Genomic DNA, 1,656 nt, shown 5'->3' with positions numbered 1-1,656 from the left:
TTTTATTGGACCTGCTATCGTCCGGGCCGCGATAATCCGGTCCCCTGTCACCGATTCCCCATTTCCCTCGTGCCACCCCTTGCCAAAACAGGCCGAATCGTTATCCTCGGCCAGCATGCGGCGCATAAAAATCGGCCCGGGCCAACTCGTCATCCGCCAGGGAGACATCACCACCCTTGCGGTGGACTGCATCGTCAATGCGGCCAATTCCCGGCTGGCCGGGGGCGGTGGCGTGGACGGGGCCATCCATCGCGCCGCCGGGCTCCAGAGGCTCCAACAGGCCTGCCAGGCCATCATCGCCCAAAGAGGGCGGCTTGAAACCGGGCAGGCGGTGCTCACCCCGGGCTTTGATCTTCCGGCCCCCTTCATCATCCACACCGTCGGCCCGGTCTGGCGCGGCGGGGACCATGGCGAGCCGGAACTGTTGCGCCAGTGCCATCACACCAGCCTTGCCCTGGCCCGGGAGCACGGCCTTGAGCGCATCGCCTTCCCGGCCATTTCCTGCGGGGCTTACGGCTACCCTGTTGATCTGGCCGTCCCCGTGGCCCTGGACGCGGTCAGTCACGGGCTTTTCACCGGCCTCGCCGCAGAGGTCCACATGGTGCTGCGCGACCAGGCCGCCTTTGTCGCCTGGGCCGCGCACGCCGACCGCATCCTGTAACCACCAAGGAGACCCCATGGAAATCAGAGGCACCACCATCATCGCGGTCAAGGACGAGCACGGCACGGCCGTGGCCGGAGACGGCCAGGTCACGATGGGCCAGTCCATCGCCATGAAGCACACCGCGCGCAAGGTGCGCCGCATCTACAAGGACAAGGTCATCATCGGCTTTGCCGGGGCCACGGCCGATGCCTTCACCCTGTCCGAACGCTTCGAGGGCAAGCTCGAAAGCTTCTCGGGCAACCTGCTGCGGGCCGCCGTGGAACTGGCCAAGGACTGGCGCACCGACAAGTACCTGCGCCGCCTCGAAGCCATGCTCCTGGCTGCCGACGGCGAACACATCCTCATCATCTCCGGCACCGGCGATGTCATCGAGCCCGACGACGGTCTGGCCGCCATCGGCTCCGGCGGAGCCTACGCCCTGGCCGCTGGCCGCGCCCTGCGGCAGAACACGACCCTCACAGCCGCCGAGATAGCCCGAAAATCCATGGAGATCGCGTCCGAAATCTGCGTCTTCACCAACGACAAGATCGTTCTGGAAACCCAGGAGAAACCAACGGATTAAGTAAGGCGGAAGCGACAGTTCTTTGTCGCTCTTACACCCTCTACCGGCCACTTGGGCATTGCTGGGAAGAGTTTCGTCCCTTCGGGCCGACTTCCTTTTGGACCGGAGCGCCCAAAAGGAAGCAAAAACCGCTCTTTAAGACGTGTGATCGGGTCTCCCGCGCCGCGCGCCAGTAACGTCGGCCCGCTGGCGAAACAGTTGGAAGCGTCGAAGACTCCGCTTCCGCCGAGTTTCGCCCTAGACGCGAGCCGACGAACTGGCGCTGCGACGCTCCGCCCATTGCCCGGCTGGCGTGAGTATAGCCGGGAATGATGTGGTTGGTCGCGATACAAAGAAGGGATAAGGAGATCGCAGGGTTTCTCTCCAATCGCGGCCGCAGTTTTTCCATCTTTCGAACGCCCCAGCCCTCAAGCCTCCTAAGGCCTAGAAG

Annotated in this window: 2 protein-coding genes; both read left to right on the top strand. The window is 64.1% G+C overall.

Annotation, left to right across the window (positions count from 1 at the left end):
* Positions 1-115 precede the first annotated feature (115 nt).
* Entirely contained in the window at positions 116-661 is a 546-nt protein-coding gene (locus QQS14_RS16350) for a macro domain-containing protein (protein WP_285908086.1), read from the top strand.
* A 16-nt stretch (positions 662-677) separates the two neighbouring features.
* Positions 678-1,226 (top strand): ATP-dependent protease subunit HslV, encoded by a 549-nt coding sequence (gene hslV / locus QQS14_RS16345; protein WP_285908085.1) that lies wholly within the window; start codon positions 678-680, stop codon positions 1,224-1,226.
* Positions 1,227-1,656 lie beyond the last annotated feature (430 nt).

The organism is Pseudodesulfovibrio pelocollis (assembly GCF_030282845.1).
Taxonomy (GTDB): domain Bacteria; phylum Desulfobacterota; class Desulfovibrionia; order Desulfovibrionales; family Desulfovibrionaceae; genus Pseudodesulfovibrio; species Pseudodesulfovibrio pelocollis.
This window is presented reverse-complemented; position numbering and strand designations above follow the sequence as displayed.